An 18,640-nucleotide genomic window follows, 5' to 3' on the forward strand; every position below is an offset into this window, starting at 1 on the left:
ACCATCGATAGACCGTGTGTGTTGGGTGTACAGGGCGTTGTCCCTGATTTACGCATGGTTATTCAGTATTTCATGAACATGTGCGGCCGTTGACTGTCGACTTTTTTAAGGTGTATCAGTTTTGAATAAAACTCCTCGGCTCCAAGCTCATGCGGCATCGGACGAAATTGATCTGTTTGAAGTGTTTCACGGTATCTGGCGGCAAAAAAAGGTGGTGCTGGGGTGTACGATTCTGGCGGGTGTCCTGGGGGTGGGGTACGCATTTCTGGCACCGCGGGAATATCAGGTCAGTAGCGTGCTACGTCCCGCCGCCATCAACGAACTGGACGCACTGAACCGCTCCGAGGTCTATAAGCTGCCCCCGGCCGACGCCCTGAACAAGGTGGGGGCACAGCTGGATTCCTACGAAGCCCGCCTGGGGTTCTTTAAAACCCACGAGGACCTGTTCAAGGCGGTCCAGAAGCCTGGGCAAAGCCTGGAGCAGAGTTTTGAAGAGTTCAACCGAAACTCCATCAGCCTGAGCCTGCCTGATCCTAAAAAAGCCGACTCCCTGAGCAACTATATCCGGCTTGAGTTGCAGTACCCCAGAGACATTGACGGGGTGGCGATTCTCAACGGTTTTGTGGATTACGCCATTGATTCGGAACGAGCCCAAGTCGGTGCTGACCTGAAGGTGATCGTCAATAACCGCTTGAACGAACTCAAGGGCAAGATTGACGCGGCGCGTTCCAATTACGAAACCGATAAGGAGTCCAAGATTGCCAAGCTGCTTGAAGCCGACCGGCTCAAGCGGGCCCAGTTGGAGGACGAGTTGGTTGCCCTGCGCTTGCAGATGAAAATCGAGAGAACGGATCGACTGGCAGAGCTGGCTGAGGCCATCTCCATTGCCAAATCGATGGGCATCAAGACACCGACTACCCCCTCCTCGATGGCGGACGCCTCGCGTAGCGGCTCGAATCAAGTGATGCGCACCGAGGTCAATAATCAGAAAATCCCGCTGTACTTCCTGGGTACAGAGGCGCTTGAGGCGGAGCGTACGGCCCTGCAGGCGCGCACCAACGATGACTTTACCAACAGTCGCATTGCACAGATTGGTAAAGAGTTGCAGATGCTGCAGGTCAACCGCGAAGTGGAAGTACTGAAAAAGCGCGGGAATGAAGACATTTTCTTGCAGGATGTTGAACCATTACGAGCGGAAGTCGCGCGGTTGCGCGGCCTCAACATCGACATGAGCGCCTTGAAACTGGTCACTATCGACCGGCGTGCCCAAGAGCCGCTCAGCCCGATCAAGCCTAAAAAAGCCCTGGTTATCCTGCTGAGCCTGGTTGCAGGGTTGGCGGTGGGTGTGTTGATAGCGCTGGGCCGTCATTTCGTCTTGACCCGTCGTGAAGCTGTGGCTTATTCGCTGCAGGACGACAATCGGTTTTCCCAGCGTCCACGCAAGGATGATGAACCGCATAGTTAACGCCCTCCGCCCGCGGGCTTGCTGTCTGGCAAGCCCGCTCCCGCGCTGTCCAGCACACTCAAAGGACACCTTTTCACAATTCTTGATTAACCTTTGGTTACAAAGTGTGGCTAAAATAGCTGCCAATGGCCATGACCGGATTGTCACCCAGCCCGTCGTGCCGCCTGTTTGTGAATTGTGATTTCAGGTGCTGCATCTTCAATCCTCGGCCGTCGTGGGCACGCAGGAGCAGCCTGTTCTCTTCTGACTTGTGACGAATACCTTGAAACTCATCATTGTTGCTCTCTACGTTCTCTCCATTGCGTATGTTCACCTGCGTGGCCGGGTGCGACACAAGCTGGGCCGCCAGCTCAGCGATCACTCGACCTTCCTGGCTCCGGTGAACTGTTTTCTCTACCTCTTCTCCAAACTGCCCAGCCGACCGTACCTGTCCCCCAGCGACTTTCCTGACCTGAGCCCGCTCCAGGAGCATTGGGAAGAGATCCGCCAGGAAGGCCAGAACCTGCTGCGCGCAGGCGAGATCAAACGCTCCGAGCAATACAACGACGTGGGTTTCAACTCGTTCTTCAAGTCGGGCTGGAAGCGTTTCTATTTGAAATGGTACGGCGACAGCCATCCTTCGGCGATGAAGCTGTGCCCGCGCACCACGGAGCTGGTGCAAAGCATTGGTTCGATCAAGGCCGCGATGTTTGCCGAGCTGCCACCGGGCTCCAAGCTGGTACGCCATCGTGACCCGTACGCCGGTTCCTACCGTTACCACCTGGGCCTCGACACGCCGAACGACCCGGGCTGCTACATCAACGTGGATGGTGAAAACTACTACTGGCGCGATGGCGAGCCGGTGATGTTTGACGAGACGTTTATCCACTACGCCGAAAACACCACGGCGCAGAACCGGATCATTCTGTTCTGCGATATCGAGCGCCCGATGAAGTACCGCTGGGCAGCTGCCTTCAACCGCTGGTTCAGCCGTAACGTGATGGCGGCCGCCGGGTCGCCCAACGACGCCGGTGACAAGACCGGTGGCCTGAACCGCGCGTTTACCCGCCTGTACAAGATTCGCCTGCGGGGCAAGGAGCTGAAGAAGCGCAACCGCACCCGTTACTACCTGGAAAAGTGGGCGATCTTCGCCGGTTTGGCGTTGATCTTTATCCTGATCTGAATCAGGCCGCGGAGCGCATCAGCCTGGCGGGTGCGCTCCCAACTTGTCCCACATTTTCTTGCTGATTTTCTGCCGGTTGGCATAACCCGCCCACGGGTCCTTCTTCAAACCCTGCAAGCGTTCATGCAGATTGGCCACCGTCCATTGCTGCGCGCCGTGTAACCCCTTCAATTCATCGCGACTCACCGGCACCGACACCGGCAGGCCCGGCCGTGCGCGCACCGAGTAGGCCGCGACCGTGCTGGCACCCCGGGCGTTGCGTAGGTAGTCGATAAAGATCTTGCCGACGCGATTTTTCGGGCCTGAGGTCGCGGTGAAACGCTCCGGCAGTTGCTCCGTCATGAACTGGGCGATCGCCTTGGCGAAGGCTTTTACGGTGTCCCAGTCATCCCGGCGTGCCAGCGGCACTACCAGGTGCAGGCCTTTGCCACCACTGGTCTTGACGAACGCTTCAAGGCCCAACTCATCCAGCACCGACAAGGTCAGTTGCGCGGCCTCCACCATGCTTTTCCACGGCAGCGCCGGGTCCGGGTCAAGGTCGAGCACAAACAGGTCGGGGGTTTCGATCTTGTCAGCGGTGGCGCCCCAGGTGTGTAACTCCACGGTGCCCATTTGCACCGCACCGATCAGTGCGGCGGGGCTGTCGATTTCCATCAGCCGTGCATGGCCCGGGTCCAGGGCCTGATCCAATTGCTTGATATTCGGAATTGCCAGGCGCTCGGAATGCTTCTGGAAAAACTGCTCGCCCGCGATACCTTCCGGCGCCCTCAGCAAGGACGCGGGGCGGTGGCGTAAAAAGGGCTGGATCCACGTGCTGATGCCCTCGTAGAACTGCGCCAACTGAAGTTTTTGGGTGCCGCTTTGAACGTCGATGACCCGGTCGGGATGGGTAATCCTGACGCCCGCGACCGAGCGGGTTTCAGCGGTCTTTTTGCGGGGTTTTTCCTTCAGCGACTTGGCCGCCCGCGGCTGCTCGTGAACGATCTGCTCCGCCGGCTTGTCGCTACGCAGCCCGACAAATGCTGCCTGGCGCACCACGCCTTCGCGGGTCCATTCGGCAAATTGCACTTCGCCCACCAACTGCGGTGCAACCCAATGCACGCCGCGCGCCTGGGCACTGGTCAGCGGTTTGGCCAGCGGTGAAGCCTCGCGCTCCAGCGCCTTCAGCTGTGCGCTGATCTTTTTCAGCGTGGCCTGATCAAAACCCGTTCCCACGCGCCCGGCATACACCAGGCCGGTGTCGTCATTCACGGCCAGCAACAGCGCGCCAAAACCGCTGCGTGAGCCCTGCGGGCGAGTGAAGCCGATGATCACGAACTCCTGGCGCAGCCGGCACTTGAGCTTGATCCAGTCCGGGCTGCGCTTGGAGAGGTAAGGGCTGCCGGCCCGTTTTCCGATCACGCCCTCCAGGGCCAGGTCACAGGCGCTTTCGAAGATGTCCCGGTGGTGGGCGGCAAAGGATTCGGAGAAACGCAGCAGCTTGCTTCTGCTGCGGTTCAGCACGTCCTTCAACGCGGCACGCCGGGTTTCAACGCCAGCTTCCCGCTGGTCACGGCCTTCCAGAAACGGCGCATCAAACAGGTAATAGACGATGTCCAGGCTGCGGCCGATATCAAACGCGTTCTGCAGCGCCTGGAAGTCCGGCAAACCCTCGGCGTTCAAGCTGACGACCTCGCCGTCGAGCCAGCTGTCCTTGAGTTTCAGGGCCTCCAGGGCCTTGGCCTGGCGCGGCAGGCGATCGGTCCAGTCATGGCCATTGCGGGTGAACAGCCGCACCTCACCCCCTTGAATGCGCGCGAGGATCCGGTAGCCGTCGAACTTGATCTCGTACACCCAGTCGCCGTCCGGCGCACGGTCCACCAGTGTCGCCAACTGTGGGGTGAACTGGTCGGGCAGGGCGGTGGAAGCTTTGCGGGTGGTTTTCTTTGGCGCTGCCGGCTTTTTCGCACGTCCCACGGTCGCATCGCTCAGCACGCTTTTCGGTTCGGCCCGGACCACATCGTAGTCAGCCACCGGGCGCGCCTGCTGATCGTTTTCCTTGATCAGCAGCCATTGCTCCTTGTCTCCGCTGCCCTTGAGGCGGGTACGCACCAGCGTCCAGTCGCCCGCGAGCTTTTCGCCGATCAGGGTGAATTTAAGCTTGCCTGCCGCGTAGGCTTGGCGCGGATCGTCGTGGGGCTGCCACACGCCGCGATCCCACACGATCACATCGCCGGCACCGTATTGGCCGGCCGGAATGCTGCCCTCGAAACTGCCGTAGCCCAACGGGTGGTCTTCCACGTGCACCGCGAGGCGCTTCTGGCTCGGGTCGAGGCTCGGGCCCTTGGGCACCGCCCAGCTTTTGAGCACGCCATCGAGTTCCAGGCGAAAGTCATAATGCAGGTTGCGGGCGTCGTGCTTCTGAATCACAAACGACAGGGCCTGCGCCCGGTTCCGGCCGCGTGGCGCGCTGCCGGCAGGTTCGGCGGTTACATCGAAGTCGCGCTTGGCGTTGTATTCACTCAGGGGCTTGGCCATGGTGGTCTACCTCATGAAGCCTTGCGGGTTTTTTTCGCGGCCGGTTTCTTCGCCGGGCTCTTGCCGGCCAGGCTGCGTTTGAGCAGTTCCGTCAAATCAATCACGTCGGCGGATTTGCGCTCATCCACGCCCTCGCTGGACTCCACGTCTTCGATCTTGCCGGCCTTGGCCTTCTTCGCCACCAACGCCATGATCTTGTCCTGGAAGCTGTCGCGGTATTCGTCGGGCTGCCAGTCGGCGCTCATGTCTTCCACCAGCCGCTTGGCCATGTCCAGTTCGCCCTTGGCCAGGGTTGGCTTGGTCACGTCGCTGCCCAGTTCCAGCTCGTCCAGGCCGCGCACCTCGGCGGGCCAGCGCAGCATCACCAGCACCAGGGCCGACTCCAGTGGCATCAACGCTGCCAGGTGTTGCTTGGTGTGCAGCACCACGTTGGCCAGGGCGACCTTGCGGGTTTTCTTCAGGGTTTCGCGCAACAGCGCGTAGACCTTGCCGCCGCGCTTGTCGGGTGCCAGGAAGTAGGGCGTGTCGATGTTCTGCAGCGGGATTTGATCGCTGGCCACAAACGCGATGATTTCGATGGTCTGGGTCGACTTGGGGTGGGCCGAGCGGATTTCGTCTTCGCTGAGGATCACGTAGCGGCCTTTCTCGTAGGCCACGCCCTTGACGATGTTGTCCTTGGTGACCTCTTTGCCGGTGGCCTTGTTGACGCGCTTGTAACCCACCGGGTCCATGCTGCGCTTGTCCAGCCAGTCGAAGTCGACACCTTGGGAGGATGTTGCCGAGACCAGCGACACCGGGATGTGCACCAAGCCGAAACTGATTGCGCCTTTCCAGATAGCCCGTGGCATGTCGGTATTCCTGAAAGTGTGGGGGTCTTCAGGTGACACGGTGGATTCGGCAAAAGTTTCCCCGGCCAGCCGGCTGGCAGCGGTGTTTCAGACAGATCGTGTTACACCTGATGAGAAACTATTTAGTTACCAAAGCCGAACCCAAGGCGTAGCGTGTTATCGAAAGCACGTACTACTCGCGCCCAGAGAGGCTTTGTCATGAACACCCGTTTGCGTAACCTTGCCGTATTGGCGTTGGGCCTGGCCTTGAGCTCGCTGGCACAGGCGCAAAACCTGCCCGGCAGGAGCAATAACCCCTACAACGGCCCCATCCACCAGGCCAACCCCAACAGCATGCAGGGCACCCAGCCCAACGCGCCGGCTGCGCGGGGCACCTTTATCCCGCCGGCCCAACGGCCGCCCACCCTGCAAAACGGCGGCATCGGCAACAGTGTCCAGCGCCGCGACGGCGCGCAGACCCCACCGGCCATCCAGCCCAAAGCCCCCACGCGCGACGCCAATGGCAATCGCGGCGATTGAGTGTGTAAAGACGACAAGGAAACCCACCGTATGTTTCTACGCAAAACCCTTCTAGCGACCTTCTGCGCCGCTGCCTTGCTGCCCCTGGCGCTGCCCGTTTCGGCGGCCGACACCCAACAGTTCCCCAGCGAGCAGGGGAGTATCACGGTCACCCCGGTTGCCAAGGGCCTGGATCACCCGTGGGCGGTGGCGTTCCTGCCGGACAAACAAGGCTTCCTGGTCACCGAACGCCCCGGCAACCTGCGCTTCGTCAGCCCGGACGGCAAACTGTCCGCGCCGTTGAGTGGCGTGCCGAAGGTATTTGCCAAGGGGCAGGGCGGCCTGCTCGACGTGGTGCTGTCGCCCGACTTCAAGGAGGACCGCCTGGTGTATCTGTCTTACGCCGAAGGCGGCGGCGAGAACGGCACGGCCGGCACGGCAGTCGGGCGCGGGCGCTTGAGCGATGACCTCACCGGCCTGCAAGACTTCAAGGTGATCCTGCGCCAGGAGCCCAAGCTGTCCACGGGCAATCACTTCGGTTCACGGCTGGTGTTTGACCGCGACGGCTACCTGTTCGTGACCCTGGGGGAGAACAACGATCGCCCCACCGCCCAGGACCTCGACAAGCTGCAAGGCAAGGTGGTGCGGATCTTCCCTGACGGCCGTGTGCCGGAAGACAACCCCTTTGTGGGTCAGGAAGGCGTGCGACCGGAAATCTGGTCCTATGGCCAGCGCAACCCCCAGGGCGCGGCACTGAACCCGTGGAGCGGCACGCTGTGGGAAAACGAACACGGTCCGCGTGGCGGGGATGAAATCAACATCATCGAGCGCGGGAAAAACTACGGCTGGCCACTGGCAACCCATGGCATCAACTATTCCCTGACGCCGATTCCCGAGGCCAAGGGCAAGACGGCCGAAGGCACCGTTCCACCGCACCACGTATGGGAAAAGTCCCCGGGTGTGAGTAGCATGGCGTTCTACGATGCCGACCGGTTCAAGGCCTGGCAGCACAACGTGTTTATTGGCGCACTGGTCAGCCAGGAGCTGATTCGTTTGCAGTTCGACGGTGACAAGGTCATCCACGAAGAGCGCCTGCTGGGCGGCTTGAAAGCGCGCATCCGCGATGTGCGCCAGGGGCCGGACGGCTACCTGTATGTACTGACGGATGAAGATAAGGGTGTGTTGTATCGGGTGGGGTTGAATCAGGATTGAGTCATCAGCCGCAAGCTTGAAGCTTCAAGCTTGCGGCTTACCGTTTAGAGGCCCAGCTGCGACAACCCCGGGTGCTCATCCGGACGCCGGCCCAGCGGCCAGTGGAACTTGCGCTCGCTTTCCTTGATCGGCAGGTCGTTGATGCAGGCAAACCGGTTCGCCATCAAGCCATTCTCATCAAACTCCCAGTTCTCGTTGCCGTAGGAGCGGAACCAGTTGCCGGAGTCGTCGTGCCATTCATAGGCATAGCGCACCGCAATGCGGTTGCCGGTAAACGCCCACAGTTCCTTGATCAACCGGTAATCCAGTTCCTTGGCCCATTTACGGGTCAGGAAGCCCTTGGCTTCTTCGCGGTTGTGGGCGAACTCGGCGCGGTTGCGCCATTGGGTATCCAGGGTATATGCCAGGGACACTCGTTGCGGGTCACGGGAGTTCCAGCCGTCTTCGGCCAGGCGAACCTTTTCAATCGCCGATTCGCGGGTGAACGGCGGCAACGGCGGGCGTATTTCAGGGGTGGAGGACATGGGACGGCTCCTGGGCAGGTTCAAATGAACGTTGGGTCAAAGTGCCAATAAGGTTCGCGCCATGGATTGCGCATTATCGGCAGCGGTTGTGTCGCCCATCACCAGGGCAACGGTAATGGCGCCATCAATCAGGATCAGCAGGTGCGCGGCCTGGCGTTCCGGGTCGGGGGTGCCATGTGCTTGACACAGTTCGAGGGCGTACTCGAACAGTTTCTGTTTGTGGGCCTTGGCCAGCAGGCGCACCGGGTCTTGCGGGTCGCCGGTTTCGCCGCTGGTGTTGATGAAGGCGCAACCGCGAAAGTCGTCGGAGCCGAACCAGGTCTTCAGTGCACTGAACACGCCCAGCAGGCGCTCGCCCGTGGTGGCGTGGTGTTCCACTTCGCTGCGCAGCCAGTGCATCCAGCGCTCGTCACGGCGCTGCAAGGCGGCGATCACCAGTTCGTCCTTATTGGCAAAATAGCGGTAGACGCTCTTTCTGGAGACGCCGGCGGTTTTCACCAGAAGATCCATGCCGGTGGCAGCGATGCCGTTTCGGTAGATCAACTTTTCGGTAACGTCGAGAATAATGTCGCGAGTAATATCGTTCATGTGAACTACAGTAGAACGATCGTTCTCCTTGGTCAATTAATTATTTTTAACCCTGGGCGGGAAGACCTGAGCCAGCCCATGGTGTAAGCTCTCGAGTCCTTCGGATTCGACCCATTGCGAGCCCTATGCCGTCGTTATTCAAACGCTCCCTGTTGCCCAAGCTGCGCGGTTTTCCCCTCACACCCGAGGCGATCGACGTGCTGTCCGGCGCGGCCGAGTACCGCCGGTGCCTGCTGGAGAAAATTTCCCAGGCCACCCAGCGTATCTACATCGTGGCGCTGTACCTGCAGCAGGATGAAGCGGGGCAAGAGATCTACGACGCGTTGCACGCTGCCAAGGCCCGGCGGCCCGGGCTGGACATCGTGGTGGTGGTTGACTCGCTGCGTGCCCAGCGCGGCCTGATCGGGGCCGGCAAGCAACCGGGCAACAGTGCCTGGTACCAGGCCATGACCCAGTCCCACAGCACCGAAGTGCCGGTGTACGGCGTGCCGGTGCAAACCCGCGAGCTGTTCGGCGTGCTGCACCTCAAGGGCTTTGTGATCGATGACAGCGTGCTGTACAGCGGTGCCAGCCTGAACAACGTGTACCTGCACAAGTTCGACAAATACCGTTATGACCGCTACCACCTGATCCACAACAAGGCGCTGGCCGACTCGATGCAGCACCTGGTGGAACACGGCCTGGTAGCCGCCAAGGCGGTGCATCGCCTGGACCTGCCCAACCCGCCGACCACCCGCAGCCTGCGCAACGACATCGGCGACCTGCGCAGCCGCCTGAAACACGCGGTGTATGACACCACGGCGGGGCAGTTGCCCAACGGCAACCTGTCGGTCAGCCCCTTGCTGGGCGTGTGCAAGAACAACCCCCTGAGCCGGGTGATCTGCGAGCTGATCGCGAGCGCCCAGCACCAGCTGACCATTTGCACGCCGTACTTCAACCTGCCGCTGCCGGTGACGCGGGAAATCAACCGCGCCCTGGCGCGCGGGGTGAAGATCGACATCATTGTCGGCGACAAGACCGCCAACGACTTCTACATCCCGCCGAGCGAGCCGTTCAAGGTTATCGCCGCGTTGCCGTATCTCTATGAAATCAGCCTGCGACGCTTTGCCAAGCGCCACCAGCGCATGATCGACAGCGGCCAGTTGAACCTGCACCTGTGGCGCGACGGCGACAACACCTACCACCTCAAGGGCATGTGGGTCGACCAGCGCTACACCTTGCTGACCGGCAACAACATCAACCCGCGGGCGTTTCGCCTCGACCTGGAAAACGCCCTGCTGATCGACGATCCCAAGGGTGAATGGGTGGTGCCTCGGCGTACTGAACTGGCGCAGATTTTCCAGCACACCTCGCGTATCGAACGCTACCAGCAACTGGAAACCCTGGTGGAGTACCCGGCGGCCGTCGGCAAGTTTCTGCGTCGGGTCAGCCGGGTGCGAATCGAGCGGTTGCTCTACCGCATTCTGTAAGCCTCAGGCCGGTTGCCGTGCAGCCGGCCAGCACGCAATCAACAGCAGCAGCGCGGCCGCCACCAGGTAGGGCAGGCGCGGCTCGACCGCGTAGATCAAGGTCCCGGCCAGCGGCCCGACTACCACGCCCAGGCCTTGGGCTGCACCCACCGAACCGGCCGTGGCGCCCTGTTCCGAGGCATCCACCGCATTCGCCGCCAATGCCGCAAAGGACGGGAAGATCCAACCCATGCCGGCGGCAGACACAAAGAAGCACAGCCACAGGATCCAGGCCGTGTCAGCAAACATGCTGCCGGCAAAGCCCAGGGCCGACACCACGGCGCCCACGCGAATCATCCGCAGCGGCGGCCACTCCAGTTTGCGCACCAGCAGTTGCGAGCAGATCAGCGCCAGCCCGACCATGGTCAGGGCAATGCCGGCGGTTTGTGCAGCATCGGCCGGGTTCATCTTCAGACGGTCCAGCGCGAAAAAGCCCACGGTTATCTGTGCAATCGACACACACAGCATCGCGACAAACGCCACCACCAGCGGGCGACGCAGCCGTGGGTCCGACAGGTTGACCGGCTTGGGCGGCTGCTTGAGGTGTAACTCCTGGCGTGGCAGTTTGGCCAGCAGCACCAGAAAGCCCAGCATGGGCAGCACTGCCATCACGTAAAACGGCAGGCTCAGGCTGTGACGCGCCAACAGCGCGGCAATCGCCGGGCCCAGCACCAGGCCGCAGGCGTTGGCGGCGCCCAGGGAAGCCATGGCCTTGGCCCGGTGCTCGGGCTCGATGTTGTCGGCCACCAGCGCATACCCGCCCACCGGAATCGCGGCGTAGAACACGCCGATCAGGCCGCGCCCCAGAATCAGCCCGATAAACGCCAGCATGGCCGACGGCAGCAGTTGCAGGGACGCATCGATAAATACGCAGAGCGCCCAGTACGCCAGGGTAAAACCGCCGGTGCCGAGCAACAGCACGCGACGTCGGCCGAGACGGTCACTGGCCTGGCCCCACGGGCGGGCCAGGAGCATCCAGATCACCCCGGACACGGTGACCGCCGCGCCCGCCTGCCAGGTGGCCAGGCCGAGAATCCTCGCGATCGGGCCAATCAGCGAGACAAACGCCATCATCGCCATGGTGCAGGCCATGTTGGCCAACAGCAGCGGGCGCAGGTTGAACGGGCGGTCAGTGTGCAACGTCGCAAGTGCAGCGTCTTGGGAGCTGTTCATGGGTTATCCAAGGGCAGGGGAAAAGGGCAGTCGTGCGTCGACCATCACCAGCGGGCGGCCATGTACCTGTTCAAGGCGGCCACTCACACCATAGACGTCCTTGAGCAACGCTTGGTTGATCACCGCTTGCGGTGGCCCGGCAGCGGCCAGTTGGCCATTGTGCAACACCACCACCTGGTCACTGAAGCCCAGGGCGAGGTTGATGTCGTGCACCACCACCAGGGTGATCAGGTTGCGTTCGCGCGTCGCCTGGGTGATGGCTTCCACCACCTGGCACTGGTGATACAGGTCGAGGGCGCTGGTGGGTTCGTCCAATAGCAGCACTTTAGGCTGACGCACCAGGGCCTGGGCCAGCCCCACAAGTTGGCGCTGGCCACCGGAAAGCGCATCGATCGGGCGGTCGGCAAGGGCGGTCAGGTCGAGGTCGGCGAGGATTTTTTCAACGCCCTTGAGCACCGCCGGGCTCGGTCGCCCTGGCGCAAAACCGGCGCCACGGTGCCCGGCCATGGCCGCACTCAACACCGCTTCGAAGGCGCACAAGCGCGTGCGTTCCGGCAGGCTCTGGGGCAGGTACACCACCTGTTGCGCGCGCTCGACTTGCGGCAGGCGGTTGAGGTCGGTGCCGTCCAGCCAGATCTGGCCACGGGCCTTGTGCAGCCCGGCGATACCCCGCAACAAGGTCGACTTGCCGGCGGCGTTGGGGCCGATCAGCGCGGTGATGCTGCCAGGCAGCAGGGCCGGCAGGTGGATGTCGTGGAGCACGCTGCGGCTGCCGTAGTGCATGCTCAATTCATGTGTGCTTAGTCCGGTCACAGAACACCTCGGCGGTTACGCATCACAATCGCCATGAAAAACGGAATCCCCACCAGCGCGGTGACAATCCCCACGGGGATCAGCACGCCGGGCATCAGCGCCTTGCTGGCGATCGACGCCATCGACAGGATCAAGCCGCCACTGAGCACGCTCGCAGGCAAAAACAAGCGATGATCTTCCCCCACCAGTAGCCGCGCGATATGCGGGGCAATCAGCCCGATAAAACCGATGGTGCCGACAAACGACACCGCCAGTGCCGACAGCAGGCTGATGCGCAGCAGCGACAGCACCCGCAGGCGACCCACATCAATCCCGAAGCTGCGGGCGCGCTCTTCTCCCAGGGTCAGGGCGGTCAACGCCCAGCTCTGACGCAGAGAAAACGGCAGGCACAGCAGCAACGCGGCGGCGAGAATCCCGAGCTTTTCCCAGGATGCCCGGGCCAGGCTGCCCAGGGTCCAGAACACCAGTTGCTGAAGGCTGTCCTGGCTCGCCACAAACTGCAGCAGCGCCACCAGCGCGTTGAACGCAAACACCAGGGCAATCCCGAACAGCACCAGGCTTTCCACGCCAAACCCACGCCAGCGTGCCAACAGGTACAGCAGCGCCACCGAGGCCAGGGCGAACAGAAAAGCGTTGGCCGAAATCAGGTACTGCGCCGGCACGCCAGGAATGCCGAGCCCCAGCACGATGGCCAGGGCCGCCCCAAAGGCTGCCGCCGCTGAAACACCGAGGGTGAACGGGCTGGCCAGCGGGTTATCCAGCACCGTCTGCATTTCCGCCCCCGCCAGGGCCAGGGCCGCGCCCACCAGCACCGCCATCAGCGCGTAGGGCAGGCGTACGTTCCATACGATCACCGCTTCCACCCGCGGCATGGAGGCCGGGTCCCACAGCACCTGCAGCAGGCGCGTCAGGCTCATGCCGGAAGGGCCGGTGGTGATGTCCACCGCCAGGGAAACCACCAGCGCCAACGCCAGTACCGACAGCAGCAACACCCGCCGTCCATGGCGATGGCGATAGCGCTCACCTGCGTTATTGGCACTTTCACAGGCCTGCACCTGCGTCACGGCACGAGGCTCGTGGTGAACACGCCGCTGGCCGGGATCGGCATAAAGCGCCGGTACAGTTCGGCGCGGGTCTGTTCCGGATCAAGGTCGGCGAACAGGTCCGGGTGCAGCCACTTGGCCAGGGCCTGCACCGCGATCAAGTGTTCCGGCGAGTCGTAGAAGATATGCCACAGGCCATGCACATTGCCTTCGCGCACCGCCCGCAGTTCATTCAGCGGCGCGCGATGGGCCACTTGCCTGAGGCTGTCGTTGGCCTGCTGCGGTGTGGCCGAATAACCGAGGGTCACGCCGCCCTGGCCGTGGCCGAACACGCCGGTGGCGACGTACACATCGGGGTCACTGGACAGGATGTACTCGACGTTCAGCGTGCCGATCGGGCCGGGAATGCGCCCGTCGGCAATGTTCTGGCCGCCAGCGAGCTTGATCATTTCCCCGAAGTTGCCGGTGCCCGGTGAGCCGCAGCAATCCTGCAGGCCGGCCAGCATGTCGATAAAGATCTTCGGCCGTTTTACCGTCCCGGCCTTGGCCAGGGTGTCGGTGACCTTCGCCAGCGCGGCCTGGTAAAACGCGATGTAGTCCTCGGCCTGCTGATTACGGTCCAGGGCCTGGCCCAGCAGGCGCATGCTCGGCACGGTGTTGCTCAACGGATGGTCGCTGAAGTCGACGAAGATCACCGCCACGCCGGCCGCTTCCAACTGCTTGACCGCTTCACTGTCGGGGCTCGGGCCATGGCCGCCGCTCAAGGCCATGATCGCCAGGTCCGGGTGCACCGCCAGGGCTTTTTCCACGCTGAAGGTCTCGGCGGAAGTGCCGCCTACCAGGGGCACATTGTCGGCTTCGGGAAAGTGCTTCTGGAAGGCGGCGTAACCCTGCACATCCAGCCCGCGAAAATCCCCTTGCCAGCCGGCGATGCGGGTAAACGGGTTCTTGCCTTCCAGCAATGACAACGAGTAGATCATCCGGCCTTCGCCCAGCAGGATATGCGAGACCTTGTCCGGCACGTCGACCTTGCGACCTGCCAGGTCTGTGACGGTGTGGGCGCAGGCCAGGCCGCTCATCAACAGGCCGAGGCCCAGCAGCAGGCTGCGTTGCAACAACGGGAGGTGTTTCATCAAAGATTTCCTTGAACGGTGGGGTGCAGGCGGCGGGCGCGTTTGCGCCACCACAACAACAGCCCGGTGAGATAGAGCAGCGGCAATGCCAGGCCGCAGAGAAACGCCAGGGCCGCACCGGGCAACCCCAGCAGCAGGTGCCCGTGGGCCGCGGAGAACAACGGCTTGAGCGCGACGGGGTTGGCGACAAACCAGTCGGGCCGGGCCAGCCAGGCGCCGCTGCCGGCAATCACCGCCAATGGCAGGCACAGCCAGGCTGCCGCGACGTTGTGCCATTCGCGCAGCCGGCGTTGGCCCTGGCTGCCGGGGCGCAGGCTGGCGGCTTTCCACCAGCTGCGCCGCCCCGGCCACCACAGGTACAGGCCGCTGCCCACCGAACCCAGCAGCACCAGGCCACAGGCAAACAGGGCGATGGCGCCAAGCGGCGGCGGTAACAGGAGTGCCCGGTGCAACGCCACCAGTTTTGCCAGCCACAGGTCATCGAAGACAAAGAACGCGCGAGGCTCGGCGCTGTAGGGATCGATCATGGCGATGCCGATGCCGGGCCGATCCTTGAGCGCACCGAACACAATCGCGTTGTCCGATTCGAGGAAGCCCTGGCGCGGCTTTGCGGCGCCAAAGGCTTTCTGGAACTGCGGGTACGCGCTCATCGCTGCGCTGATCCACTGCCCGTCGTCCAGCACCGGGCCGTGCTCACCCGGGGCCAGGTCCAGGGCCTGGCTGCCGACTTCCCAGCGCAGGATCGGCCCCTTGAGTTCCAGCAGCGCGCCACTCAAGCCGATCAGCGCCAGCAACAGGCCGACGCTCAGCGCCAGCCAGCGATGCACACGAAGCCACCACCCACGCATAGCGGTTACCAGCGATAACGCAGGCTGGCGATGACACTGCGGTCATACCCGGCACTGCAACTGGAGAGGGAGCAGCCTTCGTAATAGTGCTTGTCGGTCAGGTTGGTGGCGTTCACTGCCAGGCGCAGGCCCTTGGCCGCCGGGATCAACGTGTCGAAATCGTAGTGCACCGCCGCGTCGAGCAAGGTGTAGGAGGGCACGCTCAAGGTGTTGGCGGCGTCGGCTTCGGTGGAGCCGATATAGCGCAGGCCGACGCCAAACCCGAGCCCGGTCAGCGGGCCGAACGGCAGCGTGTAGTCGGCCCACAGCGACGCCATTTTTTCCGGGGTGTCGGTGGGGCGGTTGCCTTTTTCCAGCGGGTTGTTGCTCTTGCTGACTTCGGCGTCGTTGTAGGTCAGGGTCGCCAGCAGGTCGAGGCCCTTGGCGAGGCTGGCCTTGCCCTCCAGTTCCACCCCGCGCACGTTGACTTCACCGGTCTGCACGCTATTGAGCGGGTTGGTGGGGTCGGTGGTCTTGACGTTCTGCTGGGTCAGGTCGAACAGCGACAGGGTGATGTAGCTGTCGATACCGGGCGGCTGGTACTTGATGCCGACTTCCGACTGTTTGGCGGTGCTCGGTTTGAACGTGGTGCCGTAGAAGTCCGTGCCCAGCACGGGGTCGAACGAGGTGGCGTAGCTGATGTACGGCGACAGGCCGTTATCGGCCAGGTAAACCAGGCCCGCACGGTAGGTGAACTTGTTGTCGTCCTGCTTCTGCCCGGTGTCGGTCAGGCGGTTGTCGGTGCGTGCGCTGGAGTGATCCTGGCGACCGCCGACGGTCAGTACCCAGCGGTCGTTGAACGTCATCTGTTGCTGGGCGTAGAGCCCGGTCTGGTCGGCGCGTTGCAAGGTGCTGGCGAATGGCGTGTTCGGTGCGAACACGCCGCCGTGCACCGGGTTGTAGACGTCGATCGAAGACGCGCGGCCGGCGTTGAGGTAATAGTCCTCACGGGTACGCCGGTAATCGACCCCCAGCAGCGACAGCATCTGCACCTCGCCGAGGTTCCAGCGGGCCTGGGCATTGTTGTCCAGGGAGTACACGTCGCCGACGATGCGGAAACGGTAGGCGGCGCGGTTCAAGGTGCGCAGGTCCGGTGCCAGGGACATGCCGCTGGCGGTATTGGTCAGCAGGTTGACGTGGCCATAACGTGCGCTGGAGTTCAGGCTCCACACATCGTTGATGCGATGTTCCAGCAAATAACCCAGGGAGTATTGGGTGCGGCCATTGTCCAGGCCCGGCTCGTCGAGGAAGACGTTGTGTTTGACCTTGCCGTTCGGGTTGGGCTTGAGGGTGCCCACGGTGGGTAAAAATACCCGTGGCGCGCCGAATTCATCCTCGGTGTAGTCGGCCAGCACGGTCAGGCTGGTGTCGTCATTCGGTCGCCAGGTGAAGGACGGTGCGATGAAGGTCTTGTCGTCCTTGATGTGATCGAACTGGGTGCCGCTGCTGCGTTCCAGGCCCACCAGGCGATAGAGGAACTGGCCCTGGTCATCCAGCGGCCCGCTGAAATCGAACTGGCCCTGGGCACGGTCGAAGCTGCCGCCCTGGATCTGCACTTCATGGAACGGCTGGTCCAGGGGCCGCTTGCTGATCTGGTTGACCACGCCGCCCGGCGCGTTCTGGCCGAACAACACCGAGGCCGGGCCCTTGAGCACGTCGATGCGTTCCAGGCCATACGCTTCGGCTTTCGGCCACGCCTGGGTGGTGGTGCCGCGCAAACCGTCACGCAACATGCCGGTGCTGGTCACGTCAAAGCCGCGAATCGAGAGGTTGTCGAAGCGCTGGCTGGCGGCGGTGGTGTTGGCTTGCACGCCGGCGGTGTAGCGCAACGCTTCGCTGACCGATTGCACCTGCTGCGCGTCCATCTGGTCACGGGTGACCACTGAAATCGACTGAGGGATTTCATTCAGGGCCGTGTCGGTCTTGGTCCCGCTGAGGCTGCGCTTGGCCACGTAACCGGTCTGTTGCCCGGTAGGGCTGTCGGCCTGGGTGCCGGTGACCACGCTGCTGTCGAGCACCACGGCGTGATCGGTGTCGGCCTCGGCGGCCAGCACGTGACTCATCTGGCTCAGCGACAGGCCCAGGGCCACGCCATGGATCAGGGTTGCCAAGGGCTTGCGATTGGACTTCAAGAGCGGGACTGCGATATCGACTGGCAAACCTGGGGTGTCTCGGTACAGAACGCGGGTGCCCATGCTTCACTCCATGATGAGGTGTTTAATGCGAATGCAAACGTATCTCATCTAGGCAGTGTGACGCAGGGCTATTGCTTTGGGTCGAGCGACCATTTCTTTCGTTTGCGAGGCGGGGCAGGAACTTTTACAAAATCCTCAGCGCAACGCCTTGGGCGAAACCCCGAAGCGCTTGCGAAACGCCGTGGAGAAATGCGCCGGGCTGTAACCTACGCGGTAGGCTGCGCTGGAGACATTGGTCTCGCCACTGGCCAGCAGCCGATAGGCTTCGGCCAGGCGCTGTTCCTGCAAGTACACGTAGACACTGGTGCCGAATACCTGACGAAAGCCCGCAGTCAATTTGCGCGGGTTCAGGCCGACTGCGCGAGACAACTCGGCCAGTGAGGGCGAAGCCTGCAGCGAACCGAGCAACAGGTCGCGCGCCGCATGAATGCGTTCGATATCGGCCGAATTGCAATGGGATTCCTGCACCGGGCGCGACTCGGTTTGCGCGAGGATGCCTTCCACCCCGAGTGCCGTCAGTTCCAGCGCCTTGCCACCCAGATAGAAGGAGCGGGCAGGGCCCTGCAACGGGCAGGTGAAAATCTGTTGGGCGAGGGCCAGCAATGGTTTGCTGGCGGGCTGGCAGAACATCATCGGCCCACCGCCGCGTTTATCCAGCAGGCGTTCCGGCTCGAGGCCGACGCTGCGAATCGACGGGAAATCCAGCTGCACGGTGGTGTAGCGCACCGGCACGCCACTGGCGAACAGGTGGTCGCCACAATGTTCACCCTGGTTGGCCACGGCGCACAGGGTGGGCCCGCGAATCTCGACTTCCTGCTGGCCTTCGACCCGGCAATTGAGCTGGCCGCTGAGCACCAGGATGATCTTCAAACCCTGCCACAGGGGTTCCTGCATCCACATCTGGCTGTCCATCAACACCGTCCCGGCGGACAGAGTGATCTCCGGCACGACGGTAGCGGCACCGGTGTTCAAGGTGTTGGGAAAATTGAGGGTGAAATCCCTTTGGGTCGGTAGCGGCGCAGCGTGAGGGCTGAGCATGGCGGACTCCCTGTGAACCGGAAAAGAGGGCCATAC

At 62.6% G+C, this 18,640-nt stretch carries 16 protein-coding genes; 5 read left to right on the top strand and 11 right to left on the bottom strand.

Annotated elements, in window-relative coordinates:
• Positions 1 to 121 precede the first annotated feature (121 nt).
• Positions 122 to 1,465, top strand: coding sequence for a Wzz/FepE/Etk N-terminal domain-containing protein (locus HKK54_RS25940; RefSeq protein ID WP_169388291.1), 1,344 nt, complete (start codon positions 122 to 124; stop codon positions 1,463 to 1,465).
• Positions 1,466 to 1,727: 262 nt separating this feature from the next.
• Positions 1,728 to 2,627, top strand: a complete 900-nt coding sequence (gene lpxO / locus HKK54_RS25945; protein WP_169388292.1) for a lipid A hydroxylase LpxO — start codon at positions 1,728 to 1,730, stop codon at positions 2,625 to 2,627.
• Between the two features lie 18 nt (positions 2,628 to 2,645).
• Here the strand turns inward: lpxO and ligD are convergent, their stop codons facing one another.
• Together ligD and ku are read right to left on the bottom strand one after the other, a co-directional pair.
• Positions 2,646 to 5,144 carry a DNA ligase D gene (gene ligD / locus HKK54_RS25950; RefSeq protein WP_169388293.1) on the bottom strand — a complete coding sequence of 833 codons (2,499 nt, stop codon included), beginning with the start codon at positions 5,142 to 5,144 and terminating at the stop codon, positions 2,646 to 2,648.
• 11 nt (positions 5,145 to 5,155) lie between these two features.
• Positions 5,156 to 5,992: a non-homologous end joining protein Ku gene (gene ku / locus HKK54_RS25955; RefSeq protein ID WP_010169546.1), complete on the bottom strand. Its 837-nt coding sequence runs from the start codon at positions 5,990 to 5,992 to the stop codon at positions 5,156 to 5,158.
• 198 nt (positions 5,993 to 6,190) lie between these two features.
• On the opposite strand from ku, the gene HKK54_RS25960 reads away from it, so the two are divergent.
• Both HKK54_RS25960 and HKK54_RS25965 read left to right on the top strand, forming a co-directional pair.
• On the top strand, positions 6,191 to 6,511 hold the full coding sequence (locus HKK54_RS25960; protein ID WP_010169544.1) for a hypothetical protein: 321 nt from the start codon (positions 6,191 to 6,193) through the stop codon (positions 6,509 to 6,511).
• A 30-nt stretch (positions 6,512 to 6,541) separates the two neighbouring features.
• A complete protein-coding gene (locus tag HKK54_RS25965; protein ID WP_169388294.1) occupies positions 6,542 to 7,702 on the top strand; it encodes a PQQ-dependent sugar dehydrogenase in 1,161 nt (386 codons plus the stop codon).
• A gap of 44 nt (positions 7,703 to 7,746) precedes the next feature.
• Here HKK54_RS25965 and HKK54_RS25970 read toward each other — a convergent pair whose 3' ends face one another.
• Both HKK54_RS25970 and HKK54_RS25975 read right to left on the bottom strand, forming a co-directional pair.
• Entirely contained in the window at positions 7,747 to 8,226 is a 480-nt protein-coding gene (locus tag HKK54_RS25970) for a nuclear transport factor 2 family protein (protein ID WP_010169540.1), read from the bottom strand.
• Between the two features lie 36 nt (positions 8,227 to 8,262).
• Complete coding sequence (locus HKK54_RS25975) at positions 8,263 to 8,814, bottom strand: TetR/AcrR family transcriptional regulator (RefSeq protein WP_010169538.1); 552 nt, start codon at positions 8,812 to 8,814, stop codon at positions 8,263 to 8,265.
• A 125-nt stretch (positions 8,815 to 8,939) separates the two neighbouring features.
• On the opposite strand from HKK54_RS25975, the gene pssA reads away from it, so the two are divergent.
• Positions 8,940 to 10,283, top strand: coding sequence for a CDP-diacylglycerol--serine O-phosphatidyltransferase (gene pssA / locus HKK54_RS25980; RefSeq protein WP_010169536.1), 1,344 nt, complete (start codon positions 8,940 to 8,942; stop codon positions 10,281 to 10,283).
• 3 nt (positions 10,284 to 10,286) lie between these two features.
• On the opposite strand, the gene HKK54_RS25985 is transcribed toward pssA, so the two are convergent.
• The 7 genes from HKK54_RS25985 to HKK54_RS26015 all read right to left on the bottom strand — a co-directional run bounded on the left by HKK54_RS25985 (position 10,287) and on the right by HKK54_RS26015 (position 18,604).
• Complete coding sequence (locus HKK54_RS25985) at positions 10,287 to 11,495, bottom strand: MFS transporter (RefSeq protein ID WP_010169534.1); 1,209 nt, start codon at positions 11,493 to 11,495, stop codon at positions 10,287 to 10,289.
• Positions 11,496 to 11,498: 3 nt separating this feature from the next.
• Complete coding sequence (locus tag HKK54_RS25990; protein ID WP_169388295.1) at positions 11,499 to 12,278, bottom strand: ABC transporter ATP-binding protein; 780 nt, start codon at positions 12,276 to 12,278, stop codon at positions 11,499 to 11,501.
• Between the two features lie 26 nt (positions 12,279 to 12,304).
• Positions 12,305 to 13,372 carry a FecCD family ABC transporter permease gene (locus tag HKK54_RS25995; RefSeq protein ID WP_442962312.1) on the bottom strand — a complete coding sequence of 356 codons (1,068 nt, stop codon included), beginning with the start codon at positions 13,370 to 13,372 and terminating at the stop codon, positions 12,305 to 12,307.
• Positions 13,369 to 14,484 (bottom strand): ABC transporter substrate-binding protein, encoded by a 1,116-nt coding sequence (locus tag HKK54_RS26000; RefSeq protein WP_169388296.1) that lies wholly within the window; start codon positions 14,482 to 14,484, stop codon positions 13,369 to 13,371. The genes HKK54_RS25995 and HKK54_RS26000 overlap by 4 nt, the downstream gene beginning before the upstream one ends.
• Positions 14,484 to 15,311: a PepSY-associated TM helix domain-containing protein gene (locus tag HKK54_RS26005; protein ID WP_237150993.1), complete on the bottom strand. Its 828-nt coding sequence runs from the start codon at positions 15,309 to 15,311 to the stop codon at positions 14,484 to 14,486. Before HKK54_RS26005 ends, HKK54_RS26000 begins: the two co-directional genes overlap by 1 nt.
• A 26-nt stretch (positions 15,312 to 15,337) precedes the next feature.
• Positions 15,338 to 17,566: a TonB-dependent siderophore receptor gene (locus HKK54_RS26010; RefSeq protein ID WP_169388298.1), complete on the bottom strand. Its 2,229-nt coding sequence runs from the start codon at positions 17,564 to 17,566 to the stop codon at positions 15,338 to 15,340.
• Positions 17,567 to 17,701: 135 nt separating this feature from the next.
• Positions 17,702 to 18,604, bottom strand: a complete 903-nt coding sequence (locus HKK54_RS26015) for an AraC family transcriptional regulator (RefSeq protein ID WP_010169525.1) — start codon at positions 18,602 to 18,604, stop codon at positions 17,702 to 17,704.
• Positions 18,605 to 18,640: the final 36 nt, after the last annotated feature.

Origin of the sequence: Pseudomonas sp. ADAK13, assembly GCF_012935715.1 — a bacterium.
GTDB lineage: Bacteria > Pseudomonadota > Gammaproteobacteria > Pseudomonadales > Pseudomonadaceae > Aquipseudomonas.